Here is a 24,800-nt window from a genome sequence, read left to right as displayed (position 1 = left end):
CGTTGGGCGACGGCTCGATGTCGAGGCCGAGCGGACGCTCCTTGAGCTTGTCGGCCTGCTCCTGCGGGATGACGTTGAGCTGGGCCATCCGGTCGAGCACCACGTTGCGGCGGTTGAGCGAGCGCTCCGGGGAGTTGGTCGGGTCGTAGCCGGTCGGGTTCTTCACGAGGCCGGCCAGCGTCGCCGACTGGAGGTAGTTGAGGTTCTTGGCGTTCTTGTGGAAGTAGTGCTGCGCGGCCGACTGGATGCCGTAGGCGCCGTCGCCGAAGTAGGCGATGTTGAGGTAGCGCTCGAGGATCCAGTCCTTGGAGTAGTTCTTCTCGAAGGCGATGGCATAGCGCAGCTCGCGCAGCTTGCGGGCGTAGGTGTCGTCGGTGGCCGCGGCCGCCTCTTCCTTGGTCTCCGCCCGGTTGAGCAGGGTCTGCTTGACCATCTGCTGGGTGATCGAGGAGCCACCCTGCACCGAGCCGCTGGCCCGGTTGGTGACGAAGGCGCGGATCGTGCCGCGGATGTCCAGGGCACCGTGCTGGTAGTAGCGGTCGTCCTCGATGGAGACGATCGCCTCGACCATCTTGCGCGAGATCTGCTGCAGTCCGACGTTGATGCGGTTCTGGTCGTAGAGCGAGGCGATGAGGTTGCCGTTGACGTCGTAGATGCGCGTCTTCTGCGCCAGCTCCTTGGCCTCGAGCTCGTCGGGCAGGTTGACCATGCCCTTGCTGACGTCCTTGGCGGCGACGCCGATGACCCCCGCGAAGGGGATCGCGAGGCCTGCGGTGAGCACGCCCAGGATCGCTGCCACCGCGGCCATGACGGCGAGATGGGACAGGACGGAAGGCCTGCGACCGGCTTCGACATGGCCCCCAGACTACGGGAGCAGGCCAGAGCCACCCATTCGCCGTACCACACGAAGGGTGCTCCTCGTGGTCGATCGGACCGGCGTCTGACCATCTGGTCTAGTCATATCGGACCATCAGTTTTAGCCACATGGTGCATTCATCAATCACTGATCCTTACGTACGGTCATTGCGGGTCGAGGAGTGGTCGCTATGGGGGCGACCATCGGGAGCCCGACGAGATGGCGGAAAATCATGTGGGTTGAAGACTGGGCACCGCGGGCCGCGTGCCGGCAGGACACTCCGGACGCACTGTTCGTGCGTGGAGCCGAGCAGAACAAGGCCAAGCAGGTCTGCGCCTCGTGTCCGGTGCGCACCGAGTGCCTCGCCGAGGCTCTGGACAACCAGATCGAGTGGGGTGTCTGGGGCGGCATGACCGAGCGTGAGCGCCGTGCGCTGCTCCGCCGTCGCCCTGCAGGCCTCGTGGCGCAACGTCCTCGAGTCTGCCCGCAACGAGCACGTCAACACCGTCACCGTCTGACCCCGGTCAGCCAGCGTCGGGTCACTCCCCGGCGAGCAGGTTTCCGACGCGCCGGAGTCCCTCGAGATCGTGCACGTCTGTCGACAGGGCGGGTACGACCGCGCTGGCGACCCCCGGGTGTTCCGTGGCCCAGCGCTCGCGCAGGTGCGCCTCGCGGGTCACGATGCGCGCCCGGTCGGCATGCAGGCGCAACAGGCCCGCCGTCGTGGAGTCGGCCTCGATCGTGTTGAGACGGTCCGCCGCGGCGGTCGCCTCCTCGACGGACAGGTCGACCGCGAGTGGCGGGCTGGCCCGGTTGACGATCAGCCCGGCCAGCGGCATCTCGTCCTCGGTCAGCCGCTCCACGAAGTAGGCCGCCTCCCGCAACGCGTCGGGCTCGGGTGCCGCCACGACGAGGAACGCGGTGCCGTCGGCCTGCAGCAACGAGAACGTCTTCTGCGCCCGCTGCCGGAAGCCGCCGAAGAGCGTGTCGAACGCGGCCACGAAGGTCTGCATGTCGCGCAGCACCCGGGCGCCCGGGATCTTGGTCAGGGCGTTGGTGATGATGCCGACGCCGGCCGTCATCAGCTTCGCCGGACCGCGCGCCGGGGCGAGCAGCAGCCGGATGAAGCGACCGTCGAGGAAGCTGCTGAGCCGCTCCGGGGCGTCGAGGAAGTCCAGCGCCGAGCGTGAGGGCGGTGTGTCCACGACGATCAGGTCGTAGGTCCCGTCCTGCTGCGCCCGGGCGTGGATCTGGCCGAGCTTCTCCATCGCCATGTATTCCTGTGTGCCCGAGAACGAGCTGGACAGGGCGATGTAGAAGGGGTTCTCCGGGATCGACTTCGCCTTCTCGGGCGTCGTCTGGCTGAGCACGACCTCGTCGAAGGTGCGCTTCATGTCGAGCATCATCGCGTCGAGGGAGCCGCCGTTGGAGCCGGAGTGAGGCACCGGGCGCGGGGTGTTGTCCAGCGCCTCGATCCCCATCGACTGGGCCAGCCGGCGGGCGGGGTCGATGGTCAGCACGACGACCTTGCGCCCGCGCTCGGCGGCGCGCAACGCCGTGGCGGCGGACGTGGTGGTCTTGCCGACGCCGCCGGAGCCGCAGCACACGATGATGCCGGTCGCCGGGTCGTCGATCAGGGCGTCGATGTCGAGGCGGGGGCGCGGTCGGTCGTGGCGGCGAGGGGGCCGACGCGCGGACGGTTGCGTTGCGACGTACTCATGAAAGTCCCTGCGCCTTCAGCTGGGCGGCCAGCTCGTAGAGCCCACCGAGGTCGACGCCGTCGGCCGGGCGGGGAAGCTCGTAGTGGGGGACGTCCGGGGCGTTCACGATCGCGCGCTGGTCGTCCTCGAGGGCACGCCGCTCGGCGTGGTCGCGGGCCTCGAGGACCGGGGCGTCGACCAGCTCGTGCGTGACATCGACCTTGGCCGCCCGGAGGTCGGCGGTGATCTTCTCGCGATCGAGGGTGCCCTTGCGAGCGGCCTTGAGGTCGGCCTTGCCGAGGTCGCGGGGACGCACGAGGTTGACGATCACGGCGCCGACCGGCAGCCGGGCCGCGCGGAGCTCCTTGATGCCGTCGGCGGTCTCCCTGGACCGGCATCTCCTCGAGCACGGTCACGAGGTGCACCAGCGTCCCGGGCGAGCGGAAGAGCGTCATCACGGTGTCGGCCCTGGGTCTTGATCGGGCCGACCTTGGCCAGCCCGGCGAGCTCGCCGTTGACGTTGAGGAACTGGGTGATCCGCCCGGTCGGCGGAGCGTCGAGCACGATCGCGTCGTAGGCGCGGGCCTTCTTGTTGCGCGCGTTGCGCCGCGCGGCCTCGTAGACCTTGCCGGTCAGCAGGACGTCGCGAACGCCGGGGGCGATGGTGGTCGCGAAGTCGATGACACCGAAGCGGTCGAGCGCTCGCCCGGCGCGGCCGAGCTTGTAGTACATCGCGAGGTATTCGAGCAGCGCCGACTCGGCGTCGATGTGCAGGGCGTGTACGGCGCCGGGTGACACGTCGCCGTCCGGCAGCCCGCGTGCGATGCGGCGCTCCTCGTAGGGCAGCGGGTCCACGTCGAACATCCGGGCGATGCCCCGGCGTCCCTCTACCTCGCACAGCAGCACGTCCTTGCCGGTGGAGGCGAGGGACAGGGCGAGCGCGGCGGCGATCGTGGACTTGCCGGTGCCGCCCTTGCCCGTGACGACGTGGAGCTGGACGCCCGACCAGTCGAAGGGCTGTTCGGCGTGTGTGGTCACCGCTGCAGGATAGGGCTCACGCCCAACCGTGGTCAGGCGCGCGGACGCAGTGTGCGAGAAAGCACATGGGCCTCGCGCAGGAGCAGCTCGCCCAGCTCGCGGCGCCGCGGAGCGCTGAAACGCTGCTGGATGCCGGTCAGGCTGAGCGCCCACTGCGGGCGCTCGTCGGCGTCGAAGACCGCGGCGGCCATGCCCCAGCTGCCCTCGACGATCAGCCCGGGGTTGACCGCGAAGCCCGCCTCTCGGGTGCGCCTGACGCGGTGGCGGACGGCGTCGGTGGTGTGGTGGTCGCCGTACTCGTCCGCGAGGTCGACGTGGGCGAGGTAGGACTCCACCTCGACGTCGTCGAGGAAGGCCGAGATCGCGAGCCCGGCGGAGGCGACTCCGAGCGGGAAGCGGATCCCCTCGTGCAGGACGTGCGACCTGATCGGGAAGCTGCCGTCCTCACGCACCGGGCAGATGGTCTCGTCCCCGCGGCGCCGAGAAGAACGCGCTCTCGCCGGTGGCGATGGACAGGCGCCTGCACGACCGGCTGCGCCAGCGCCGTCACGTCATAGCGCGAAGCGGCGGCCGTGCCCGAGAAGTAGAGCTCGGGGCCGAGCAGCCAGTGGCCGTCCCGATCGCGCTCGGCGAGGCCCGCGTCGGCGAGCGACGCCAGCAGCCGGTGGGCCGTGGGTCGCGCGAGCCCGGCGGCGCGCGCCGCCTCGGACGTCGTCACGCCCGCTGGCTCACGGGCGGAGACGGCCTTGAGCAGCGCGGCGACACGTCCCACGACGTCGATCGGAGCGTCCATCCAGTGAACGCTACTACGACTCGAGGATCGATGAGCGAAAGATCCTCGGCCACTGGATGGTCAGGCGTTGACGCCCAGACCGTGGTGCGCCTTGAATCGGGGCACCAACGAGGCTTCGGAGGAACCAAGGATGGACAAGGTCGTCGAGAGTGCGGGTGCCGCCGTGGCGGACATCCCTGATGGCGCCACGCTGTCGGTGGGTGGCTTCGGGTTGTGCGGCATCCCGTCGGTGCTGATCGACGCAGTGCTGGCGGCGGGGACCACGGACCTCGAGGCCGTCTCCAACAACTGCGGCGTCGACGACTGGGGCCCGGGTCGCCTCCTGATGGAGAAGCGCCTGCGGCGGATGATCTCGTCGTACGTCGGGGAGAACAAGGAGTTCGCCCGGCAATATCTCTCCGGGGAGCTCGAGGTCGAGCTGACGCCGCAGGGCACGCTGGCCGAGCGGATGCGGGCGGGCGGGTCCGGGATCCCGGCCTTCTTCACCGCGACCGGCGTCGGCACCCGGGTCGCCGAGGGCGGGCTGCCGTGGAAGTACGACGACTCCGGCAACGTCGCCGTCGCCTCCCCGCCGAAGCAGACGCAGGTCTTCGACGAGCGGGAGTACGTCCCTGGAGCACGCGATCGTCGCCGACTTCGGCCTCGTCCGGGCCTCGGAAGGGCGACCGGCACGGCAACCTGATCTATCGCGACTCCGCCCGCAACTTCAACCCGCTCGCCGCGATGTGCGGGCGGATCACGATCGCCGAGGTCGAGGAGCTGGTCGAACCGGGCGAGCTCAACCCCAACGACGTCCACACCCCCGGGGTGTACGTCCAGCGCGTGGTCGCGCTGACGCCCGAGCAGGCCGCGGACAAGCGGATCGAGAAGAGGACGGTTCGATGAGTTGGACGCGTGAGGAGATGGCCGCGGGGCGGCCTCGGAGCTGGTGGACGGTTCCTACGTCAACCTCGGCATCGGGCTGCCGACGCTGGTGCCCAACTACGTCGCCGACGACGTCGAGCTGGTGCTGCAGTCGGAGAACGGCATCCTCGGCGTGGGGGCCTACCCGACCGAGGACGCGGTCGACGCCGACCTGATAAACGCCGGCAAGGAGACCGTGACCGTGCGTCGCGGGGCGTCCTTCTTCGACTCCGCCACGTCCTTCGGGATGATCCGCGGCGGCAAGATCGACGCCGCGATCCTCGGCGCCATGCAGGTCTCCGCCGTGGGCGACATCGCGAACTGGATGATCCCCGGCAAGATGGTCAAGGGCATGGGTGGCGCGATGGACCTCGTGCACGGCGCCAAGCGGGTCATCGTGCTGATGGAGCACACCGCCAAGGACGGCGGGCTCAAGATCGTGAACGAGTGCTCGTTGCCGTACACGGGCAAGCGCGTCGTGCAGCGGATCATCACGGACCTGTGCGTGATCGACGTGATCGACCCGGTCACCGGCGAGGTCGCGGCCTCCGGCACGCTCGGGGACCGGGCGCTTCTGATTGGTCGAGCTGGCCCCCGGTGTCACCGAGGACGAGGTCAGGGCGAAGACGGAGCCGGAGCTGGTGTGAGGGCTGGCCTGCCCTTCGCCGTACGCGCAAAGCGCTCGGCGCGGCGCTGAGTGAGCCACATATTCGAGCTCACGAATGTGGCTCAGCCACCGCCGGGTGGCGTGTCCCCTCGCGACACCCTGACCGGAGGTGCAACACCTACATTTTCAGCGTCTGGAATGTGGGTCACTCACCGCTGGGAGAGGCTGGGGGCTGTGCGGCGAGAGGTGAAGACGCCGAGCACGCCGAGGGCGACGGCGAAGGCGAAGACCGCGAGGAACGGGTTCGAGTCCCGGCGCTCGGCCGCGGCGAAGACGACGCCGGAGATGGACAGTGCGAGCGCGGCCCCGAGAGAGTCGGCGATGGACAGGGCGGCGGAGTTGAAGCCGCGGTCGGCGTCGGTGGAGACGTCGAGCATTGCGACGCTGGTGCGCGGATAGCCGAAGCCCATGCCGGCGCCGGCGAGCACGTAGGTCGCGCCGGCGAGGAGCGGTGGCCCGTCGAGCCAGACGGTGAGGGAGAGCGAGAGCACGCCCGCCAGCACCAGCAGCGAGCCGACCTCCATCGCGCGCACGTGCGAGACCCGCGCGCCGAGGCGCGCCCGGAGCTGGCTGGACAGCGCCCGGGTCACGCCGACCACGCTGAGCGCGAGGCCGGCGCGGCCGGGCGTGAGTCCCCACTGCTCCTGCAGCACGTAGACGATGTAGGCCTCCGCGCAGAAGAAGCCGGCGCTCATCAGCCCGCGGGTCGCGATGACGGACGGCAACCCCGGACGGCCGGTGAGGGATCCGGGCGGCAACAGGTGCCTGAGGGCGAGTACGACGAGGACGAGCGCTCCGAGGGCACCCAGCCCGGCGACGCCGCGGGCCGACCCTGAGCAGCTCGAGCGCGAGCACAGCCACCGCCCCGACGGTGGCCCACACGAGTCGGCCGGTGCTTGCCTCCGACACCCCCGTGTCCGTCTTCCTGTCACGCAGCGACGGCGCGATCAGCAGGGCCGCGGCCGCGACGAAGGCGACCGCGCCGAGGAACACCCATCGCCAGCCGACGGCGTCGGCCACGAACGCGGCCGGGGCAGGCCCGAAGAGGGCGGGCAGCACCCGGGCTGCGGCGAAGCTGGCGAAGATCCCGGGCTGCAGCCGCGGTGGGAACACCGGGCCGACGAGGACGTAGAGCCCGACGGTGAGGGCGCCGCCGCCCAGACCCCGGACCGGGCGGCCACCCACGAGGATCTCCATCGTCGGGGCGGTGCCGCAGATCAGCAGCCCGAGGGAGAACAGCACCATCGACCAGAGCAGCGGCGCGACCGGCCCGCGCCGGTCGCTCCACAGCCCGGCGGCGACCATGCCGATCACACCGCTCGCCAAGGGGGCGGCGAAGCTCAGCGCATAGAGGTCGGTGCCGTCGAGCTCGCGCGCCACCGTCGGCATCACCGTGGTGACCGCCATCGCCTCGAACGCCACGAAGCCGATCAGCGAGCACATGCCGATCGTGATGGCGGCGTACGTCGGGCTCAGCAGGCCCGGGGTGGGGGCGGTCTCGGACATCAGGCTCACGATCGCAGAACGTAGGAGCTCACGTGGACTTGAGGTCAAGCGGAATAGTCCGGGAGCCCTGTCGTTGGGCCGAGTGTGACTCCCGCCCTCTCCGTCCTCGACCTCGTGCCCGTGCGCACCGACCAGACGACCGCCGATGCGGTCGCGGCGTCCCGATCGCTGGCGCAGGTGGCCGACGAGCTGGGCTATACGCGTTACTGGGTCGCCGAGCACCACAACATGCCGGCAGTGGCGGCGACGAACCCGCCGGTGCTGATCGCGACGACCCCGGCGGCCGCGACGAAGCGGATCCGGGTCGGCTCGGGCGGTGTGATGCTGCCCAACCACGAGCCGCTGGTGATCGCCGAGCAGTTCGCCCTGCTCGAGGCCGCCTTCCCGGGACGCATCGACCTCGGGATCGGGCGGGCGCCCGGCACCGACATGCTCACCCGCTACGTGCTGCGCGGCGGTGCGACGGCGGCGGCGGACGACGCGGTCGCGAAGTTCCTGCAGTACGTCGAGGACGTGGCCACCCTCATGCACCCGGACGGCGTCGAGATGGCCGTCGCGGGTCGGCGCGAGCCGCTGCGGGCCACGCCGAAGGCGGCGAGCGTGCCGACGATCTGGTTGCTCGGCTCCTCCGACTACTCCGCCCGGCTGGCCGCGGCTCGGGGTCTGCCCTACGTGTTCGCGCACCACTTCGCCGGCCGGGGCACGGCCGAGGCACTCGATCTCTACCGATCGACGTACCAGCCCTCCGAGGCGAACCCGGAGCCGCGCACCTTCCTCACCGTGAACGCGGCGGTGGCCGAGACGGCCGAGGAGGCGCGGCGCCTCGCACCTGCCGCAGGCGCTCGCGATGGTGGCGCTGCGCACGGGTGGTCGGCTCGGACCGCAGCGGCTGGTCGAGGAGGCCGAGGAGGTCGAGCTCCCGCCGCAGCACCGGGCCATGGCCGACACGATGCTGCAGCGCTGGGTCGTCGACGAGCCGGGCGCCGCCAAGGCCGGGATCGAGATGCTGGCGCGCGAATATTCCGTCGACGAGGTGATGGTGCACCCGGTCGCGGGCGCCCTCACCGGCACGCCGGTCGGGTCGAACCCGGCGCGCGAGGCGACGCTGAAGCTGCTGGCCGGCTGACCTCGCATCTCGGATCTGAGACAAAGCCCGGCGACCGGGGGTGTCGCTGACCGGGGCGTCGGGAGTGTGATGGGGGCACACCCCCCCGAAGGAGCACTCCTATGACCACGACCTCCGAGAGCACCGTGGCTGTCCGCGGTGTCGAGCGCCGTACGATCGACGTCATCCCGCCTGAGGAGCGGCACGGCACGCCGTTCAGCCAGTTCACGCTGTGGATGGGCGCCAACCTCCAGATCACCGCGATCGTCGACGGCGCGCTGGCGGTGGTCTTCGGCGCCGACGCCCTCTGGGCGATCATCGGCCTCTTCCTCGGCAACCTGCTCGGCGGCATCGTGATGGCGCTGCACTCGGCGCAGGGCCCGCGCCTCGGCCTGCCGCAGATGATCTCGAGCCGCGCACAGTTCGGCATCTTCGGCGCGATCGTCCCGCTGGTGCTGGTCATCGTGATGTACCTCGGCTTCACCGCGACCGGCACCGTCCTCGCCGGCCGGGCGATCAACGAGCTGCTGCGCGTCGACAACGCCACCATCGGGATCGTGCTCTTCGTGGCGATCGTCGCCGTGATCGCCATCGTCGGCTACCGCTGGATCCACGCGGTCGGTCGCTTCGCGAGCGTCCTCGGCGTGCTCGGGCTGGCCTACCTCGCGGTCCAGCTGGTCCGCCAGCACGACGTGAGTGCGGCCTTCGCCGGCAACCAGTTCGACGTCGTCACCTTCCTGCTCGCCGTCTCGCTGGCCGCCGGCTGGCAGCTGACCTACGGCCCGTACGTCGCCGACTACTCGCGCTACCTGCCCGCGGAGACCTCACAGCGCTCGGTCTTCTGGTGGACGTACGGCGGTAGCGTGCTCGGCTCGCAGCTGTCGATGACCTTCGGTGCGATCGTCGCGGCCGTGGCCGGCGACGCGTTCCTGACCAACCGGGTCGGCTGGCTCGGCGGCCTCGCCTCCGGTGCGATCGTGGCCGGCCTGATCTACGCACTGATCGTCATCGGCAAGCTCACCGTCACCTGCCTCAACGCCTACGGCAGCTTCATGTGCGCGGCCACCATCACCACCGCGCTGACCGGCCGCCGGACCATGGGCAGCAACGCGCGCCGCCTTCGTGCTGCTCATGCTCGCGGCCTCGATGGGCATCGCCCTGTGGGCCAGCGCCGACTTCCTGAGCAACTTCAAGAACTTCGTGCTCCTGCTGCTGATGGTCTTCACTCCCCGGTCGGCGATCAACCTCACCGACTACTACCCGGTGTCCAAGGAGCGGGTCGACCTGCCGGCGCTCTACGACCCCAACGGCCGCTACGGCCGGTGGAACGTCGTGGCGCTGACGACGTACTTCGTCGGCGTGCTGATCCAGTGCCGTTCCCGGCTCAGAAGCTGTACACGGGGCCCGTCACCAAGGCGTTGGGCGGCGCCGACATCTCCCGGATCGTCGGCCTCGTCGTGCCCGCCGTCATGTACTACGTCTGGGCCAGCCGCAACCCGCTCGCGCCCGCGGCGGAGGTCGAGGTCCCCTTCAGTGACGTTCCTCGAGACCAACCGCGTCTCGGAGCTTCGTGACGGACTCCCGCAGCTCCTCGGAGTCGCGGGCGTGGTGGTCCATCAGGTCGGCCAGCGCCTCGGCGAGGACGTTGAGCTTCTCCTGTGACGCCTCCTCGGCACGACGACCGGCGTTCTCGAGCAGCACGAGCAGCAGCAGCGACAGGATCGCCGAGCCGGTGTGAAGCGCCAGCTCCCACTTCGTGGTGCTGGCCCAGAGCGGTTTGCTCACCGCCCACAGGGCCAGCGCCACGAGGATGACGCCGAAGAAGGGTGCCCGGCTGACGCGCTGGTTGGCCGCGTCGACGAACCGCTCGAAGGGGTTGGGACCGTTGTCCCGGCCGCGGTCCTTGGCGGCGTCGTTGCGCTCCATGGACGGAGGCTAGTCCAGCGCCAGCCCCGCCGCGGGCGTGATCGTCCGACCTGAGGTGGACTCCGGGTCGTGCCTGAGTAGGGTCGGCGCATGACTGTCTGGGAATACCAAGTGGCGCCGATCCCGCTCCACAACGAAGCACTGATGCTCAACAACTTCGGCCGGGACGGCTGGGAGCTGGTGGCCATCCACACCAACGCGCAGGGTGGGCTGGTCGCCTTCCTCAAGCGCCCGAAGGCCTCCTGACATGGGTGCCGAGGCGAAGCTCGAGTCGATGGGGATCGCGGTTCCCGAGGTCGTGCCTCCGCTGGCGGCCTATGTCCCCGCACTGCGGACCGGCAACCTCGTCTACACCGCCGGCCAGCTGCCCGCGCGTGACGGCGAGATGATCGCCGTCGGCAAGGTCGGCGGCGCGGTCACCGAGGAGGAGGGCTACGAGTGCGCGCGGCAGTGTGCGCTCAACGCGCTCGCCGCGATCCGGGCCGAGATCGGCTCGCTCGACAACATCACCCGCGTCGTGAAGGCCGTCGTGTTCGTCGCCTCGACGCCCGACTTCACCGGCCAGCCGAAGGTCGCCAACGGTGCCTCGGAGTTCCCGGCCGAGGTGTTCGGCGATCTCGGCCGGCACGCGCGCTCGGCCGTCGGCGTGTCCGTGCTGCCCCTCGACGTACCCGTCGAGGTCGAGCTCATCGTCGAAGTCGCGGGCTGACGCCTTGAAGCGCCCGCCGCTGCCGCAGGCCTTCGTCGACCGGGGGCGCGCCTACGCCACCGGTGAGGCGACGCCCGCCGAACCGCGCAACGCCGCGACCGTGGTGATCCTGCGCGACGGCGCGTCGGGTCCGGAGGTCTACCTCATGCGCCGGCAGACCTCGATGGCCTTCGCCGGTGGGATGTGCGTCTTCCCCGGCGGCGGTGTCGACCCGCGCGACTTCTCCGAGGATGTCGCCTGGGCCGGGCCATCGGTGTCTTCATGGGCGACGACGCTGGGGTGCACCCCGGAGCTCGCACGGGCGCTCGTGTGCGCGGCGGTCCGCGAGACCTTCGAGGAGTCGGGCGTGCTGCTGGCCGGTCCCTCGGCCGACACGGTGGTCGAGGACACGACCGGCGACGACTGGGAGGCCGACCGGGTCGCCCTCGAGTCGCGCGAGCTGTCGATGACCGATTTCCTCGTACGCCGCGGGCTGGTCCTGCGCACCGACCTGCTCGGCGCCCGGTCGGGCTGGCTGACGCCGGTCTTCGAGCCCAAGCGCTACCGCACGTGGTTCTTCGTGGCCGCGCCTCCCCGGCGCCCGGGTGACGCGCGACGTGTCGTCCGAGTCGTCCTCGGTGACGTGGCTGCCGGCGCTCGATGCCGTCGCCGCGGTGGAGTCGGGCGAGATGCTGATGCTGCCGCCGACCTACCTGACGTGCCCGGAGATCGGGACGCTCGGCTCGGCCTCGGCCGCGTTGGCTGCCGCCTCGACCCGGACCGTCGACATGTTCACGCCCGAGGTGATCTCGGACGGCGAGGACTTCATCCTCTCCACCCCGCCGGGCTACGAGGCGTTGCTGGAGTCCAGATGAGCTGGACCGGCGGCACCTTCGGGTCCTCCGCGACCTGCGTGCTCGCGCCCAACCCGGACATCATGACGCTCGATGGCACCAACACACGGGTGCTGACGTCCGGTTCGGAAGTCGCTCGTCATCGACCCCGGTCCCTCGATCGAGTCCCACCCGGCCGCGGTCTCTGCCGTCGGTCAGGAGGTCGTCGGGGTGCTGCTGACGCACCACCACCTCGACCATTCCGAGGCCGCGCGGGAGTTCGCCTCCGCGCACGGCTGCGGGGTGCGAGCGCTGGATCCCGCCTACAGACTGGGTTCTGAGGGCCTCGGTGCCGGCGACGTCGTCACGGTCGGTTCGTTGGAGGTGCACGTGGTGGCGACCCCCGGCCACACCGCCGACTCGCTGTCCTTCGTCGTGCCGTCCGAGTCCGCCGTGCTCACCGGCGACACCGTGCTCGGTCGCGGGACGACGGTCGTCGCGCACCCCGACGGCTCGCTGGGGGCCTATCTCTCCTCGCTGGACCGGCTGCATGCCCTGTGCGCCGACCCGGGGCATCACGTCCATCTGGCCGGGCCACGGACCGGTCATCTCCGACGCGCTGGGCGCGTTGGACTACTACATCGCCCATCGCCGTACCCGCCTCGACCGGGTGCGCGACGCCGTCGCGACGCTGACCCCCGGTGACGACCTGCCGCGACGCGTCGTGGAGATGGTCTACTCCGATGTCGACCCGGTCCTGTGGGGTGCGGCCGAGCTCTCCGTACGCGCGCAGCTGGCCTATCTCGCCTCGTCCTGACCCGTTGTGGTCGGGCGGGACCGGGCCTAGCGTGGAAGTCATGACTGAGCCCATCGTGACCTTGTCCCGCGCGCTCGACCGGGCCGGCGACGTCCTCGCCGCCGTGCACGCCGACGACCTCGACAAGCCCACGCCGTGTGGCGACTGGTCGGTCCGCGACCCGGCTTGTCACCCGGCCTCCGGGCCCGCGCGGTTCCTGCAGATGGCGCGGGGCGAGGAGGTCGACTGGTCGACGGCCCCGCAGATCCCGGACGGGACCCGGGCGACGAGCTTCCGTGCCGGCGCCGACGACCTGATCCACCACTGGCACGGCGTTGCCCCCGGGGAGGCCGCCGGTGCCGGCTGGCAGACCGCGGAGATGGCGGTGCACACCCGGGACCTCTCACGTGCGCTGGGCCGCTCTGAGCCCCTCGACGACGACGTGGCCGAGGCCGGGCTTGCCTTCCTGCAGGCGTCCCTGACCGACTCCAACCGGGCCCCGGTCTTTGCGCCGCCCGTGCCCGTGGCCGATGACGCTGCGCCTGTACGACCGGCTCGCGGCGTTTGCCGGTCGCGATCCGGCTTAACTGAACGGACCAACGGACCGAACGAGCTCACCGCCCGCTCCGTTAGGCGGGCGCGAGGGGTCAGCGCGTCCGTTTGGTCCGTTCGCCCGTCAGAGCAGGTGGGTACGGCGACGCCAGAGCCACCGCAGGGCCATGAGTACGGCGATGGCGGTCGCGACGCCGAGCCCGATGAGCCGGGAGATGTCGCGCTGGCCGGGCCACTCCGGCTCGCCGAAGTCGTGGGTGAGCTGCTGGTTGGTCGTGCCGTCGAGGTCGGGGATGAGGTCGACCGCGAACGTGCCGTAGGCCACCACCGCGGGGTCCAGCGATCCGACTGAACGGCGCCAGTGCTCGTGTCGTCGACCTTCGGAGTCGTGATCACCAGCTCCGCGTCCTGCCCACCCACCTCGTAGACGGCCAACAGCTGCAACCTGTCATCCAGCCAGCCGAGGGGTCGCACCACACGATCGTCGAAGGTGTCATCCGGGAACGGGTGCTCCGCCATCTTGCCGGTCTCGACAGCCAGCGTTGCCGACGAATCGCCTCGACCCGAGAGCATGGCCAGCCACGATCCCGACGGTGAGAACTGGGCCGGCCAAAGCGTTCCAGCCGACAGGTGGGGCTCCCAGCGTCCGCGCTTCAGGAGTGTGAAGCCCCTACCGTCCTCCGTCCCCACGGCCAGCTGGCCGTCATTGCCGATGGCCGGGTTGTAGCCGACCGGTTCTTCGAGGGACCCGGGCACCAGTGAGCTGACCCCGGTGGTGCGGTTCACCCGGCCGACGAGCGTTGAAGCGTCGGGTAGTGGGACGTCGGCGATGAAACCCAACCGCTGTGAGTTGGGAGACCGGGCGAGGGTGCTCACGTGGAACGCGGAGCTGCCCGGAACCTCGACCCTCGTCAGGTCACCGGACTTCAGGGTGAGCAGAGCGATGACCTTGGATTGTGTGTCCTCCACGCCCCTCTGGACCTGCCACGCAAGGTGCTCACCGTCCGGAGAAAGGGCGAGGGCCATGTTGCTCATGTTGGTCCAGCCCGGCAGGTCAGGCAGGTGATAGCGCCCGTCCGTGGCGCCGATGACGACGGGCGAGCCGTTCTCGGCGACGAAGGCGACGGAGGCCTGCCCGATGGCCAGATCACCTTCCAGTGGGCCCGTGACGTGATCGGGCAGGTCGACGATGTTCATCGGGATCGCACCCCCGGCACGGTCTCGTCCGCCGGCGAGAAGGCCCGCGGCGGGCCGAGGACGAGCGACGTCAGTCCGCCCGGGATCACCACGAGGGCCAGCACGAGGGCCGACGTGACGATCCGGTCGCGGCGTCGGAGAGCCCGGCCACGGCCCCATACCGACGGATCGGGAGTGGGCCGGGGCGCGGTGTCGGCCAGCAGGCCGAGCTTGTCGTGCAGGGTCATGAGTCGGCCTCTACGAGGTCGGGCGCGAGGACGCGCAGTCGGGCCGGGGGCGTGCCGGGTCGTGGACTTCACGGTGCTCACGGAGACGCCGACGGCGTCGGCGGTCTGCACCTCGGTGAGGTCCTCGAAGAAGCGCAGCACCGGGATCGTGCGCTGCTTGGGCGTGAGCTGCGCGAGCGCCGCGTCCAGCGTGAGGCGCAGGTCGCTGTCCTGCGGCGCGTGCGGTGCGTCATACGTTCCCAGCGGGCTCTCGGCGAGGCGGCGCTTGCGCCACCGGGAGATGTTCTGGTGGTACATCACGCGGCGGGCGTAGGCCTCGGGCGACGTCGAGATGCGCTCCCAGTGCCGTGCGGTCTGGAGCAGCGCGTGCTGGACGAGGTCCTCGGCGGTGTGGTGGTTGCCGGTGAGCAGGAACGCCGTGCGCGCCAGCGCGGCGCTGCGTGCGTGCACGAACTCGTCGAACGCAGACCGGTCGGTCATGGACACCCCCTCACACCTTGTACGACGCGGGCGACCGCGGCCACGGGTGGCAGTCGGCGAGGACTATTTGAGAGCGCGGAGCGCGGCCTCGACGTCGGCATCCGAGTTGTAGAGGTGGAAGGAGAGGCGGAGCCGTCCCGCGCGAGTCGCGGCCGCGATGCCTGCCTCCGCCAGTCGGGACGCGACGTCAGACGGAGCGTTGACGGACACGATCGCGGAGTCGCCAGCGGGCAGGCCGAGGCCGTCGCGGAAGGCGTTGGCGAGGCCAAGGTCGTGCGCGTGGATGCGGTCGACGCCGATCTCGAGGAGCAGCTCGAGAGCGGGGGCGTGTCCGACCCAGCAGCCCCACGCGGGCGAGACATCGTAGCGCCGGGCATCCGAGGCGAGGCGCAGCGGCGGGCCGTAGATGGAGTCCCAGCGGGACTCGCCGGCATACCACCCCGCAGCCAGCTCGGGCAGCGCCGGAGCGCTCGGGCTGACCGCGAAGAAGCAGGTGCCGCGCGGGCCCAGCAGCCACTTGTAGCCGCCCCCCACGACGTAGTCGGCCCTCAGCTCGGTCAGCGGCAGCCAACCTGCTGCCCGGGTGACGTCGACGAGCGTGAGGGCGCCGGCTTCCCCAGCCAGCGACGCCGGGGCCTCGAGATCGAGCAACCGACCGTCCGCCGACTGCACTGCGGACACGGCGACGAGGTCGACCTCAGCGGAGATCGAGTCGAGCAGCCGGTCGAGCGGCACGAGGCGGACGTCGAGGTCGGCGCGCAGGAACGGGAAGAGGACCGAGGTGAAGTCCTCCTCGGCGGCGAGCACGACGCTGCGCGGCGGCAGCGACGCTGCCACGAGTCCCACGAACTGGCTGGCCTGCGAGCCGATGGCCACGTCTCGCGGCTCGCGACCGAGGAGGGTCGCGAAGGACGCACGGCCGCTTTCGACGTACGCATCGACCGCGACGGCGTCGACGGTGCCCGCGAACCGCGAGTCCTCGTAGTGGCGCATCGCGGTGACGCTGCGCAGCGGCGCGAGGCCGAGCGTGGCGGAGTTGAGGAAGACCCCGGTGGGAGCGAACTCCTCTGGGGCGAGGCTCACCGGGCTCGGCGAGACAACCGCTCGACGTCCATGATCACGACGGAGCGCGGCTCGAGCCGCAGCCAGCCGCGCGACGCGAAGTCGGCGAGCGCCTTGTTGACCGTCTCGCGGGAGGCGCCGACCAGCTGGGCGAGCTCCTCCTGCGTGAGGTCGTGGTGCACGTGCACGCCGTCGTCTGCGGTGCGGCCGAAGCGGTCGGCGAGGTCGAGCAGCGCCTTGGCGACACGGCCGGGAACGTCGGAGAAGACGAGGTCGGCCACGACGTCGTTGGACTTGCGCAGGCGGCTCGCGAGCTGGGTGAGCAGACCACGGGCGACGATCGGACGACCGTCGAGCCATCGCAACAGGTCTTCGTGGGACAGCGAGGCGAAGGTCGCGTCGGTGACCGCGGTGACCGTCGCCGAGCGCGGGCCCGGGTCGAAGAGCGACAGCTCACCGAACATCTGCCCGGGGCCCATGATGGCGAGCAGGTTTTCGCGGCCGTCGGCGGCGGAGCGGCCGAGCTTCACCTTGCCCTCGGCCACGATGTAGAGCTTGTCGCCCGAGTCGCCCTCGTGGAACAGGACGTCGCCGCGGCGCAGCCCGGTCTCCGACATCGAGTTGCGCAGCGCGGTGGCTGCCTCGTCGTCGAGCGCGCTGAACAGAGGAGCCTGACGCAACACGTCGTTGTCCACCGGTGTCCTCCAAGAGCTTCGGGCCTGCCTGAACGTGGGAATCCTAGCCGTGGTCTGAGTCACATCAGCCAGTCGGGGCCCATCAGACCACAGGAACGACCTCTCCGGGGGCTGTCGGCGCCGGGTCGTAGGCTGCCGATGTGCCCGTCCGCCCTGCCCTCCTGCCCCCGACACGTCGCTGGTGCGTCGCGCGCGCAAGGTCAACCGCGTCCTCGCGGAGACCTATCCCGACGCCCGCTGCGAGCTCGACTTCGATGATCCCTTCCAGCTGCTCGTGGTCACGGTGCTCAGCGCCCAGACCACCGACCGCCGGGTCAACGCGGTGCGGCCGACGCTCTTCGCGGCCTATCCCGACCCGGTCGCGATGGCCGGCGCCCCCCGCGAGGTGCTCGAGCAGATCATCGGGCCGCTCGGCTTCTTCCGGGCGAAGACCGACGCGCTGCTCAAGCTCAGCCGGGCGCTCGTCGAGCGCTACGACGGCCAGTGCCCGGTCGCCTCGACGACCCGGGTGACGCTGCCCGGCGTCGGCCGCAAGACCGCCAACGTCGTGCTCGGCAACGCCTTCGACGTTCCCGGCATCACCGTCGACACCCACTTCGGGCGGCTCGTGCGTCGCTTCGGCTGGACCGAGGAGACCGACCCGGTCAAGGTCGAGCACGCGATCGGCGCGCTCTTCCCCAAGCGAGACTGGACGATGCTGTCCCACCACGTCATCTGGCACGGGCGCCGTCGCTGCCACGCGAAGAAGCCCGCGTGCGGCGCCTGCCCCCTCGCCAAGCTCTGCCCCTCCTTCGGCGAGGGCCCGACGGACCCGATCGAGGCGGAGAAGCTGGTCAAGACGCAGGGACCGGCGTGATCCGGTCTCTCGCCCTTGCCCTGTGTGCCGCGCTGGTCGTGACCGGCTGCAGCCAGCCTGCGGAGGTTGCGGACGATCGGTTGCCCGACATCACGCTCGCCGGCTTCGACGGCGGTGAGCCCGTCGACGGGAGAGCTCCGCGGCCCGGCCGTCATCTCGCTGTGGGCCTCCCCGGTGCCCGCCGTGTCGCAAGGAGATGCCGGTCCTCGAGGAGTTCCATGCGGCGTACGGCGATCGCGTGGCCATGCTCGGCATCGACTTCCCGGGACCACCAGCTCGAGGACGCCCGCGCGCTGGTGAAGAAGTCGGGCGTGACCTATCCGCTCGTGCAGGACGAGGCCGGCGACATCAACGGACAGGGCGCGTTCCCGCTGATGCGTGGCCTGCCCTATCTCGCGTTCGTGGCCGAGGACGGCACGGTCACGCATGTCGAGGCGGTCGTGATCGAGACGAGCGACGAGCTGGTGGAGATGGTCGACGAGCACCTCGGGGTGCAGCTGTGAGCGTCCCGGACTGGCTGGCGCCCGTCGCCGAGGGCGCGGCCGCGATCACGGTCCACGAGCTGACCCGCTTCATGCCGCCCGAGGACTCTGATGCGCGGCGCGGCGCCGTACTCATCCTGTTTGCAGATGTCGATGGCGACGGGCGAGGGGAGCTGCTGCTCACCGAGCGTGCGCACCACATGCGCTCGCACCCGGGGCAGGTGTCCTTCCCCGGCGGCACGATCGACCCCGGCGAGACACCGGTCGAGGCTGCGGTGCGCGAGGCGGAGGAGGAGATCGGCCTCGACCCGGCCGAGATCGAGGTGTTCGGCGAGCTGCCCGAGCTGTGGCTGCCGCCGTCCAACTTCGCGGTCACGCCGATCCTCGGCTACTGGCGCCACCGCGGCGAGGTCAGCGTCGTCAGCCCTGACGAGGTGCACGCGATCCACCACGTCGTGATCGACGACCTGCTCGATCCCGCCCACCCGGATCAACGTGCGTCACCCGTCCGGCTGGCTCGGCCCGGGGTTCCTGATCGGGCCCGAGCGCGACGTCATCCTGTGGGGCTTCACGGCCGGGATCATCGCCCGGCTCTTCGACTTCGTCGGGTGGTCGAACGAGTGGGACACCGATCAGGTGCGTGACCTGCCGGACTACATGCTGCATGGTGATCCCACACCGACCGTTCCGATGCGGCCGAACACTCGCTTCGAGGAGTAGCCGCGTGAACATCCTCGACTGGTGCCCGGTGGCACTCGTGGGCATCTATGCCCTGTCGGGGGTACTGGCAGGGCTTCGTCACCGGCGCCTTCGCCACCGCGGGCCTGTTGTGCGGAGGGCTCTTCGGCGTGTGGGTCGCGCCGATCGCGCTCGGTGATGCAGAGCCGTCGATCTGGGTCTCGCTGGGGGCCCTCTTCATCGTGATCCTGTCCGCGTCGCTCGGGCAGGCGCTGCTCCAGTTCGTCGGTGCGCGCATCCGGGCCCGGATCAAGTGGCAGCCCATCCGCGCCGTCGACGCCATCGGCGGCGCCGCACTCAGTGCCGCCGCGGTGCTGCTGGTCTCCTGGGCCCTCGGTGTCGCGATCTCGGGTTCGCGGATCGGCGGCATCACCCCCATCGTGCGCGAGTCCGCGGTGCTGGCCGAGGTCGACGGCATGCTGCCCGCCCGGGCCTCCGAGGTGCTGGGCGCCTTCAACAACGTCGTCGGCACCACCTTCTTCCCGCGTTACCTCGAGCCCTTCGCGCCCGAGCGGATCGTCCGGGTCGGCCCCGGGCCGGAGCGGCTGCTGACCGACCCCGACGTGCTGGATGCCGCGCCGAGCGTGCTCAAGGTGCGCGGCAGCAACAACTGCGGCAGCGGCGTCGAGGGCTCCGGCTTCCTCTACTCGCCGGGTCGCCTGATGACCAACGCCCACGTCGTCGCGGGTGTCGACAACCCGGAGGTCGAGATCGGCGGGGTCTCCGTGCCGGCGAGCGTGGTCGTCTACAACCCCGAGATCGACGTCGCGGTGCTCGCGCTCAACGAGGGCGAGCTGCCGCACCTCGTCTTCGACCAGTCGGCCGAGCCCCGGGACGGGGTCGCCGTCCTCGGCTACCCGCAGGACGGTCCCTACGACGTGCAGACCGGCCGGATCCGGGCCGAGCAGCGCCTCCGCTCGCCGAACATCTACGGCGCGGGCACCGTCCTGCGTGACGTCTTCTCGCTGCGCGCGCTGATCCGCCGGGGCAACTCGGGTGGCCCGATCGTCAACTCGGGCGGCGAGGTGGTGGGGCTGATCTTCGCCGCGTCGGTGACCGATCCCGACACGGGCTACGCGCTCACCGCCGAGCAGGTCGCCGAGAGCGCCGCCCCGGGCGTCACCTCCGAGGCCGAGGTCGACACCGGGAGCTGCGTCGGCTGATCGCCGTGCACGTCAGCTGCGGCCCTTCAGGGCTGCGGGAATCTCCCGGCCCTGCGCCATCGCGCTCGGGCCCCTTGACCTGCTTGACCTGCTTGACGCCGATGAAGGCGAGGATGCCGGCGATCAGGAGATAGACCGCGAACACGATCAGGAAGCACCACGCCGAGGTCGAGCCCGGTCATGTGGATGAAGTAGGCGAACGCGACCGACAACATGATGATCGCGAGCAGCGCCGGGAAGCCGGCCGCCGCGAAGAGGCCGATGCCGGTGCCGCCGTGCTTGAAGCTGACCTTGAGCTCCGACTTGGCGAGCTCGATCTCCTTGGAGATCAGGGTCGAGATGTCGCGGCTGGCGTCGATGACGAGAGCGCCGATCGTCGGATCGGAGTTCTTCATCGGTTCGGGTGCCATCTGTGGTCCTTCGTACGGCGCGGGCTGACCCGTCCGACCCTACACAAACTCCGCGACCGGATCGGCGTGCCCACGGATCACCGCTAGGCTGGACCGCAGGTGAGCCGGGAAGTCTGGTCGGCCCGCGGTGTTGATGCCGCGGAGTTCACTTCCGCGACCCGAAAGCCGCCGCCACATGCCGATCCTTCCGCACGGCTCCTCCGACCTTGCCGACGACGACGTCTGGAACGCCGGGCCGTCCTACCTCGCCAGCAACAAGCCGCTCGCGCGCCTCGTGGCCCGCCCGATCCGCGAGTTCCTGCGCGTCGAGGCGGCCGGTTCGGTGCTGCTGCTCGCGGCCGCCGTCGTCGCGCTGGTCTGGGCGAACGGCCCGGGCGCGTCGTCCTATGACAGCTTCTGGCACACCCCGATCGGGATCGATCTCGGCAGCCTCCGGATCGAGGAGTCGCTGCAGCACTGGGTGAACGACGCCCTGATGGTGATCTTCTTCTTCGTCGTCGGGCTCGAGATCAAGTACGAGCTCGTCAACGGCGACCTGCGCGACCCGAAGACCGCGGCGCTGCCGATCATTGCGGCCATCGGCGGCATGCTGGTGCCGGCCGGTGTCTACGCGCTGATCGCGGGCGGCGGTCCCGCCAGCTCCGGTTGGGGCATTCCGATGGCGACCGACATCGCCTTCGCCGTCGGCGTGCTCGGCCTGCTGGGCCGGCGGATCCCGTCGGCGCTACAGGCTCTTCCTGCTGACGCTCGCGATCGTCGACGACATCGGCGCCATCATCGTCATCGCGGTCTTCTACACCTCGTCGCTGTCGATGTGGTGGCTCGCGCTGGCGCTCGGGCTCCTCGCGCTGATGTTCGGGCTGCAGAAGGCGCGTGTGGGCGGTCTCGGTCTACGTCGTGCCTCGGGGTCGTTGCGTGGTTCGCGCTGCTCCAGTCGGGCGTGCACGCCACCCTCGCCGGCGTCGCGATCGGCCTGATCACACCCGCCAAGGCACTGCTCAACGAGGACGTCGCACGCCGCTCGCCCCGCCGGGCGCTCGTCGACAACCGCCTCGACCCCGACGAGCTGGGACGGTTGAGGTTCCTGCTCGGCGAGTCCGTGCCGATGGTCGAACGGCTGCAGTCCGCCCTGCACCCCATCTCGTCGTACGTCGTGCTGCCGGTCTTCGCACTCGCCAACGCCGGCGTCGCGCTGGGCGGGATCGGCGACGCGGTCACCTCGTCCGTTGCCCTCGGGATCGTGGCCGGGCTGGTGCTGGGCAAGCCCGTCGGGATCGTGCTCGCGTCGTTCATCGCGGTGAAGCTCGGCCTCGGCCGGCTGCCCGACCGCACCACCCGGCCGATGCTCGCCGGTGTCGGAGCCGTGGCCGGGGTGGGGTTCACGGTGTCGTTGTTCATCGCCGGATTGTCGTTCCCGGGGTCGGCCGACCCGGGTGACGACGCCAAGGTGGGGATCCTGCTGGCGTCCCCCGGTCGCTGCGGCGGTCGGCGTCGCCGTACTCCTGCTGGCGACGTCGCGCCACGACAGCGAGCCGGAGGAAGTAGCCACGATTGGGTAGGCGCCGTTGCGGCCCGGCGTCCTAGTGTGGACAGACCGTCGCCGAGGAGGCCACCCATGGCGAGCGAACGAGAACTGATGCACCCGGTCGCCGAGGTGGAGCTCTTCCGCGACCTGTCCAAGGGTCAGCTGAAGCGGCTGGTCCGGGCCTCCGGGGAGACGACCCACCCCGAGGGCAAGGAGCTCGCCACCGAGGGGCTGGGCGCGATGGCGTTCCACCTCATCCTCGAGGGCAAGGCGAGCGTCAGCAAGGACGGCCGCGTGCTGCGGACCCTCGGGCCGGGTGACTCCTTCGGCGAGATCAGCATGATCGACGGCCGGGCGCGGTCAGCGACCGTGACCGCCATCGAGCCCCTCACGGCGCTCGCGATCCCGCACACGGGCTTCGAGAAGGTGCTGGACGAGGATCCCGCCTTCGCCCGCCAGCTCCTCAAGACCCTGTGTGCGCGGTTGCGTGAGGCCGAGGCGCGCTCCGCCTGAAGCATCTGCATACTCCGTGACAAACGGACCCCCAGATCAGCGCATCGGGGGTCCGTTCGTCACGGAGTATCGAAAATGGCGAGCGTCACTCCTCCGAGGCGGACGCGCCCTCCTTGCCCTTGATCAGGTCCATCACGGTGGAGTCGGCGAGGGTGGTGACGTCGCCCACCTCGCGGTGCTCGGCGACGTCCTTGAGCAGGCGGCGCATGATCTTGCCGGAGCGGGTCTTGGGCAGCTCGGGGACGATCATGATCTGGCGGGGCTTGGCGATCGCGCCGATCTCCTTGGCGACGTGCTTGCGCAGGTCCTCGACGATGTCGGCGCCGCCGTCGCCGGCGGCCTCGCGCAGGATCACGAACGCGCAGACGGCCGGCCGGTCATGTCGTCGGCCGCGCCGACCACGGCCGCCTCCGCGACCTTGGGGTGCGACACCAGCGCCGACTCGATCTCGGTGGTCGACAGGCGGTGGCCCGACACGTTCATGACGTCGTCGACGCGACCGAGCAGCCAGACGTCGCCGTCCTCGTCGAGCTTCGCACCGTCGCCGGCGAAGTAGAGGCCCTCCCAGCGGGACCAGTAGGTGTCGATGAACCGCTGGTCATCACCCCACAGGGTGCGCAGCATGGCCGGCCACGGCTCGCGGATCACGAGGTAGCCGCCGTTGCCGTTGCCGACCGACTCGGCCTCGTCGTTGACCACGTCGACGGAGATGCCGGGCAGTGCCTTCATCGCCGAGCCCGGCTTGCCGGCGGTGACGCCCGGCAGCGGGCTGATCATGATCTGACCGGTCTCGGTCTGCCACCAGTGTCGACGATGGGCGTCTTGTCCGCGCCGATGTTCTTGCGGTACCAGATGTAGGCCTCGGGGTTGATCGACTCACCGACCGAGCCGAGCAGCCGGATCGAGGACAGGTCGTGCTCGGCGGGGATGTCGTCGCCCCACTTCATGAAGGTCCGGATCGCGGTCGGCGCGGTGTAGAAGATCGTGACGCCGTACTTCGCGATGATCTCCCACCAGCGGCCCTTGTGCGGGGCATCGGGCGTGCCTTCGTACATCACCTGCGTCGCGCCGTTGGCGAGCGGCCCGTAGACCATGTAGCTGTGCCCGGTCACCCAGCCGACGTCGGCGGTGCACCAGTAGACGTCGTCGTCCTTGAGGTCGAAGACCGACCAGTGGGTGTAGGACGTGCCCGTCAGGTAGCCGCCGGTCGTGTGCAGGATGCCCTTCGGCGTCCCGGTCGTGCCGGAGGTGTACATGACGTAGAGCGGGTGCTCGGAGTCGTGCATCTCGGCCTCGTGATCGGGCGACGCGGCGTCCACGACGTCGTGCCACCACACGTCCCGGCTGTCGTCCCACGCGATGTCCCTGGCCCGTTCGGCGTACGACGACGACGTGCTCGACGAGGTCGCCTCCCACCTTGGCCACGGCCTCGTCCACGGCAGGCTTCAGCGCGGACGGTGCCCCGCGGCGGTAACCGCCGTCGGCGGTGAGGATGACCTTGGCGCCGCAGTCGGTGACGCGGGACGCGAGGGCGTCGGCGGAGAAGCCGCCGAAGACGACGGTGTGCGGTGCGCCGAGGCGGGCGCAGGCCAGCATCGCGACGACGACCTCGGGGATCATCGGCATGTAGATCGCGACCCGGTCACCCTTGCGCACACCGAGCTCGGTGAGCGCGTTGGCGGCCCGGGAGACCCGGTCGAGCAGGTCGGCGTAGGTGATGTCGCGGATGTCGTCGGCCGGTTCGCCGACCCAGTGGATCGCGACCTTGTCACCGTTGCCGGCGTCGACGTGCCGGTCGACGCAGTTGACCGAGGCGTTGATGGTGCCGCCGACGAACCACTTCGCGAACGGCGGGTTCGTCCAGTCGAGGACCCGGTCCCACTTCTGCCCCCACTGGAGCCGCTCGGCGGCCTGCTCCCAGAACGCCAACCGGTCGGAGTCGGCCCGGTCATAGGCCTCCTCCGTGACGTTGGCGCCGGCTGCGAGCTCGGCGGGCGGCTCGAAGCGACGCTCCTCGTGGCTCAGGTTCGCGAGGGTCTGGTCGGACATGACATCTCCCGGGAAATCGTTTCGTCGGCTGTCGGCTTGA

24 protein-coding genes and 8 pseudogenes are annotated in these 24,800 nt (G+C 70.4%); 17 read left to right on the top strand and 15 right to left on the bottom strand.

Going from position 1 to position 24,800, the window contains the following annotated elements:
- Positions 1–145: 145 nt before the first annotated feature.
- Positions 146–709: pseudogene (locus LP418_RS09760) on the bottom strand (transglycosylase domain-containing protein); the annotation flags it as partial.
- A 379-nt stretch (positions 710–1,088) separates the two neighbouring features.
- Between LP418_RS09760 and LP418_RS09755 the strand changes: the two are divergent.
- Positions 1,089–1,374: pseudogene (locus tag LP418_RS09755) on the top strand (WhiB family transcriptional regulator).
- Between the two features lie 21 nt (positions 1,375–1,395).
- On the opposite strand, the gene LP418_RS09750 reads toward LP418_RS09755, so the two are convergent.
- The 5 genes and pseudogenes from LP418_RS09750 to LP418_RS09735 all read right to left on the bottom strand — a co-directional run.
- Complete coding sequence (locus tag LP418_RS09750) at positions 1,396–2,463, bottom strand: ArsA family ATPase (RefSeq protein ID WP_257956130.1); 1,068 nt, start codon at positions 2,461–2,463, stop codon at positions 1,396–1,398.
- Between the two features lie 109 nt (positions 2,464–2,572).
- On the bottom strand, positions 2,573–2,887 hold the full coding sequence (locus LP418_RS30645) for a hypothetical protein (protein ID WP_336275955.1): 315 nt from the start codon (positions 2,885–2,887) through the stop codon (positions 2,573–2,575).
- Positions 2,884–3,594 (bottom strand): ArsA-related P-loop ATPase, encoded by a 711-nt coding sequence (locus tag LP418_RS09745; RefSeq protein WP_336275954.1) that lies wholly within the window; start codon positions 3,592–3,594, stop codon positions 2,884–2,886. The genes LP418_RS30645 and LP418_RS09745 overlap by 4 nt, the downstream gene beginning before the upstream one ends.
- 32 nt (positions 3,595–3,626) lie before the next feature.
- On the bottom strand, positions 3,627–4,046 hold the full coding sequence (locus tag LP418_RS09740; protein WP_257956129.1) for an IclR family transcriptional regulator domain-containing protein: 420 nt from the start codon (positions 4,044–4,046) through the stop codon (positions 3,627–3,629).
- A 218-nt stretch (positions 4,047–4,264) separates the two neighbouring features.
- Positions 4,265–4,387 (bottom strand): annotated as a pseudogene (locus LP418_RS09735) (IclR family transcriptional regulator); the annotation flags it as partial.
- Positions 4,388–4,517: 130 nt separating this feature from the next.
- Here LP418_RS09735 and LP418_RS09730 point away from each other — a divergent pair.
- From LP418_RS09730 to LP418_RS09720, 3 genes are read left to right on the top strand one after another with little or no spacing between them, the layout of a single operon-like run.
- Positions 4,518–5,069, top strand: a complete 552-nt coding sequence (locus LP418_RS09730; protein ID WP_257956128.1) for a CoA transferase subunit A — start codon at positions 4,518–4,520, stop codon at positions 5,067–5,069.
- Positions 5,066–5,272, top strand: coding sequence for a CoA-transferase (locus LP418_RS32955; protein WP_257956973.1), 207 nt, complete (start codon positions 5,066–5,068; stop codon positions 5,270–5,272). Before LP418_RS09730 ends, LP418_RS32955 begins: the two co-directional genes overlap by 4 nt.
- A 43-nt stretch (positions 5,273–5,315) precedes the next feature.
- Entirely contained in the window at positions 5,316–5,987 is a 672-nt protein-coding gene (locus tag LP418_RS09720; protein WP_257956127.1) for a 3-oxoacid CoA-transferase subunit B, read from the top strand.
- A gap of 119 nt (positions 5,988–6,106) precedes the next feature.
- On the opposite strand, the gene LP418_RS09715 is transcribed toward LP418_RS09720, so the two are convergent.
- Together LP418_RS09715 and LP418_RS32950 are read right to left on the bottom strand one after the other, a co-directional pair.
- Complete coding sequence (locus LP418_RS09715) at positions 6,107–6,652, bottom strand: MFS transporter (RefSeq protein WP_257956126.1); 546 nt, start codon at positions 6,650–6,652, stop codon at positions 6,107–6,109.
- 247 nt (positions 6,653–6,899) lie between these two features.
- Positions 6,900–7,346, bottom strand: a pseudogene (locus LP418_RS32950) (MFS transporter); the annotation flags it as partial.
- Between the two features lie 201 nt (positions 7,347–7,547).
- Between LP418_RS32950 and LP418_RS09705 the strand changes: the two are divergent.
- The 3 genes and pseudogenes from LP418_RS09705 to LP418_RS32945 form a co-directional block, all read left to right on the top strand.
- On the top strand, positions 7,548–8,639 hold the full coding sequence (locus LP418_RS09705) for an MsnO8 family LLM class oxidoreductase (protein ID WP_257956124.1): 1,092 nt from the start codon (positions 7,548–7,550) through the stop codon (positions 8,637–8,639).
- A 51-nt stretch (positions 8,640–8,690) separates the two neighbouring features.
- Positions 8,691–9,641: pseudogene (locus LP418_RS09700) on the top strand (purine-cytosine permease family protein); the annotation flags it as partial.
- A 58-nt stretch (positions 9,642–9,699) separates the two neighbouring features.
- A pseudogene (locus tag LP418_RS32945) lies at positions 9,700–9,879 on the top strand (cytosine permease); the annotation flags it as partial.
- 219 nt (positions 9,880–10,098) lie between these two features.
- Here the strand turns inward: LP418_RS32945 and LP418_RS09695 are convergent.
- Positions 10,099–10,494: a low affinity iron permease family protein gene (locus tag LP418_RS09695; RefSeq protein WP_257956122.1), complete on the bottom strand. Its 396-nt coding sequence runs from the start codon at positions 10,492–10,494 to the stop codon at positions 10,099–10,101.
- A 90-nt stretch (positions 10,495–10,584) separates the two neighbouring features.
- Between LP418_RS09695 and LP418_RS09690 the strand changes: the two genes are divergently transcribed.
- The 5 genes from LP418_RS09690 (at position 10,585) to LP418_RS09670 (ending at position 13,715) form a co-directional block, all read left to right on the top strand.
- Entirely contained in the window at positions 10,585–10,740 is a 156-nt protein-coding gene (locus tag LP418_RS09690) for a DUF4177 domain-containing protein (protein ID WP_257956121.1), read from the top strand.
- Between the two features lies 1 nt (position 10,741).
- The gene (locus LP418_RS09685) at positions 10,742–11,203 is read left to right on the top strand and encodes a RidA family protein (protein WP_257956120.1); all 462 of its coding nucleotides are present in this window, start codon (positions 10,742–10,744) and stop codon (positions 11,201–11,203) included.
- Between the two features lie 974 nt (positions 11,204–12,177).
- Positions 12,178–12,720 carry an MBL fold metallo-hydrolase gene (locus LP418_RS09680; protein ID WP_336276049.1) on the top strand — a complete coding sequence of 181 codons (543 nt, stop codon included), beginning with the start codon at positions 12,178–12,180 and terminating at the stop codon, positions 12,718–12,720.
- Entirely contained in the window at positions 12,686–12,832 is a 147-nt protein-coding gene (locus tag LP418_RS09675; protein WP_257956119.1) for a hypothetical protein, read from the top strand. Before LP418_RS09680 ends, LP418_RS09675 begins: the two co-directional genes overlap by 35 nt.
- A gap of 40 nt (positions 12,833–12,872) precedes the next feature.
- On the top strand, positions 12,873–13,715 hold the full coding sequence (locus LP418_RS09670; protein ID WP_257956118.1) for a maleylpyruvate isomerase family mycothiol-dependent enzyme: 843 nt from the start codon (positions 12,873–12,875) through the stop codon (positions 13,713–13,715).
- A gap of 841 nt (positions 13,716–14,556) precedes the next feature.
- Here the strand turns inward: LP418_RS09670 and LP418_RS09665 are convergent.
- The 3 genes from LP418_RS09665 to LP418_RS09655 all read right to left on the bottom strand — a co-directional run bounded on the left by LP418_RS09665 (position 14,557) and on the right by LP418_RS09655 (position 17,024).
- Positions 14,557–15,267, bottom strand: a complete 711-nt coding sequence (locus tag LP418_RS09665) for a SigE family RNA polymerase sigma factor (protein WP_257956117.1) — start codon at positions 15,265–15,267, stop codon at positions 14,557–14,559.
- Between the two features lie 63 nt (positions 15,268–15,330).
- Positions 15,331–16,350 (bottom strand): aminotransferase class V-fold PLP-dependent enzyme, encoded by a 1,020-nt coding sequence (locus LP418_RS09660; RefSeq protein WP_257956116.1) that lies wholly within the window; start codon positions 16,348–16,350, stop codon positions 15,331–15,333.
- Positions 16,347–17,024, bottom strand: a complete 678-nt coding sequence (locus LP418_RS09655; RefSeq protein WP_257956115.1) for a Crp/Fnr family transcriptional regulator — start codon at positions 17,022–17,024, stop codon at positions 16,347–16,349. The genes LP418_RS09660 and LP418_RS09655 overlap by 4 nt, the downstream gene beginning before the upstream one ends.
- A 178-nt stretch (positions 17,025–17,202) precedes the next feature.
- On the opposite strand from LP418_RS09655, the gene nth reads away from it, so the two are divergent.
- The 4 genes from nth (at position 17,203) to LP418_RS09635 (ending at position 20,263) form a co-directional block, all read left to right on the top strand.
- Positions 17,203–17,880, top strand: a complete 678-nt coding sequence (nth, locus tag LP418_RS09650; protein ID WP_257956971.1) for an endonuclease III — start codon at positions 17,203–17,205, stop codon at positions 17,878–17,880.
- A complete protein-coding gene (locus tag LP418_RS09645) occupies positions 17,877–18,383 on the top strand; it encodes a hypothetical protein (RefSeq protein WP_257956114.1) in 507 nt (168 codons plus the stop codon). The genes nth and LP418_RS09645 overlap by 4 nt, the downstream gene beginning before the upstream one ends.
- Positions 18,380–19,006, top strand: a complete 627-nt coding sequence (locus LP418_RS09640; protein ID WP_257956113.1) for an NUDIX hydrolase — start codon at positions 18,380–18,382, stop codon at positions 19,004–19,006. Before LP418_RS09645 ends, LP418_RS09640 begins: the two co-directional genes overlap by 4 nt.
- 123 nt (positions 19,007–19,129) lie before the next feature.
- Positions 19,130–20,263: a MarP family serine protease gene (locus tag LP418_RS09635; RefSeq protein ID WP_257956112.1), complete on the top strand. Its 1,134-nt coding sequence runs from the start codon at positions 19,130–19,132 to the stop codon at positions 20,261–20,263.
- Here the strand turns inward: LP418_RS09635 and LP418_RS09630 are convergent.
- Positions 20,220–20,408: a phage holin family protein gene (locus tag LP418_RS09630; protein WP_257956111.1), complete on the bottom strand. Its 189-nt coding sequence runs from the start codon at positions 20,406–20,408 to the stop codon at positions 20,220–20,222. The two genes, LP418_RS09635 and LP418_RS09630, sit on opposite strands and share 44 nt — an antisense overlap.
- Before the next feature lie 94 nt (positions 20,409–20,502).
- Positions 20,503–20,658, bottom strand: a pseudogene (locus LP418_RS09625) (phage holin family protein); the annotation flags it as partial.
- A gap of 190 nt (positions 20,659–20,848) precedes the next feature.
- On the opposite strand from LP418_RS09625, the gene LP418_RS09620 reads away from it, so the two are divergent.
- The gene (locus LP418_RS09620; RefSeq protein WP_257956110.1) at positions 20,849–22,711 is read left to right on the top strand and encodes a Na+/H+ antiporter NhaA; all 1,863 of its coding nucleotides are present in this window, start codon (positions 20,849–20,851) and stop codon (positions 22,709–22,711) included.
- A gap of 85 nt (positions 22,712–22,796) precedes the next feature.
- On the opposite strand, the pseudogene acs reads toward LP418_RS09620, so the two are convergent.
- Positions 22,797–24,760 (bottom strand): annotated as a pseudogene (gene acs, locus LP418_RS09615) (acetate--CoA ligase).
- Positions 24,761–24,800: the final 40 nt, after the last annotated feature.

The organism is Nocardioides sp. B-3, assembly GCF_024703895.1.
Taxonomy (GTDB): Bacteria; Actinomycetota; Actinomycetes; order Propionibacteriales; family Nocardioidaceae; genus Nocardioides.
The sequence above is the reverse complement of the archived record's forward strand: the minus strand, read 5'-3'. Positions and strand labels throughout refer to the sequence as shown.

Excerpts from the sequence above, each read along its gene's own strand:
- LP418_RS09730 (WP_257956128.1), top strand. The coding sequence starts at position 4,518 with ATGGACAAGGTCGTCGAGAGTGCGGGTGCCGCCGTGGCGGACATCCCT.
- LP418_RS09715 (WP_257956126.1), bottom strand. The coding sequence starts at position 6,652 with ATGAGCGCCGGCTTCTTCTGCGCGGAGGCCTACATCGTCTACGTGCTG.
- LP418_RS09695 (WP_257956122.1), bottom strand. The coding sequence starts at position 10,494 with ATGGAGCGCAACGACGCCGCCAAGGACCGCGGCCGGGACAACGGTCCC.
- LP418_RS09690 (WP_257956121.1), top strand. The coding sequence starts at position 10,585 with ATGACTGTCTGGGAATACCAAGTGGCGCCGATCCCGCTCCACAACGAA.
- LP418_RS09685 (WP_257956120.1), top strand. The coding sequence starts at position 10,742 with ATGGGTGCCGAGGCGAAGCTCGAGTCGATGGGGATCGCGGTTCCCGAG.
- LP418_RS09670 (WP_257956118.1), top strand. The coding sequence starts at position 12,873 with ATGACTGAGCCCATCGTGACCTTGTCCCGCGCGCTCGACCGGGCCGGC.
- LP418_RS09665 (WP_257956117.1), bottom strand. The coding sequence starts at position 15,267 with ATGACCGACCGGTCTGCGTTCGACGAGTTCGTGCACGCACGCAGCGCC.
- LP418_RS09635 (WP_257956112.1), top strand. The coding sequence starts at position 19,130 with ATGCCCTGTCGGGGGTACTGGCAGGGCTTCGTCACCGGCGCCTTCGCC.
- LP418_RS09620 (WP_257956110.1), top strand. The coding sequence starts at position 20,849 with ATGCCGATCCTTCCGCACGGCTCCTCCGACCTTGCCGACGACGACGTC.